This window comes from Klebsiella sp. S69, assembly GCF_016516145.1.
Lineage (GTDB): Bacteria > Pseudomonadota > Gammaproteobacteria > Enterobacterales > Enterobacteriaceae > Klebsiella > Klebsiella oxytoca.
Map to the genome: position 1 here is coordinate 1 of NZ_JACVUU010000090.1, position 513 is coordinate 513.

Below are 513 nucleotides of genomic sequence, written 5' to 3' on the forward strand. Positions count from 1 at the left end.
ATCAGCGCGGTCGGGCCGTCCTGACGCTCTACGCCGTATTTCCACGCGATGGCGGATTCCACCTGGTCGCACGGACGCCATGTGGACATGTTCGGGGTGACGCGCAGGGAAGCCACCTGCTCAACCGGCTGGTGCGTCGGGCCGTCTTCGCCCAGACCGATGGAGTCGTGGGTGTAGACCATCACCTGACGCTGCTTCATCAGCGCCGCCATACGTACCGCGTTACGCGCGTACTCGACGAACATCAGGAAGGTGGAGGTGTACGGCAGGAAACCGCCGTGCAGGGCGATACCGTTGGCAATCGCGGTCATGCCGAATTCACGCACGCCGTAGTGGATATAGTTACCGGCAGCGTCTTCGTTGATGGCCTTAGAGCCGGACCACAGGGTCAGGTTACTTGGCGCCAGGTCAGCGGAGCCGCCGAGGAACTCAGGCAGCAGCGGGCCGAAGGCTTCAATGGCGTTCTGCGACGCTTTACGGCTGGCGATTTTCGCCGGGTTAGCCTGCAGCTTC

The 513-nt window shown here is 62.8% G+C and carries 1 pseudogene; it reads right to left on the minus strand.

What is annotated here, in order from left to right:
- Positions 1-513: pseudogene (locus IAE27_RS29365) on the minus strand (transketolase); the annotation flags it as partial.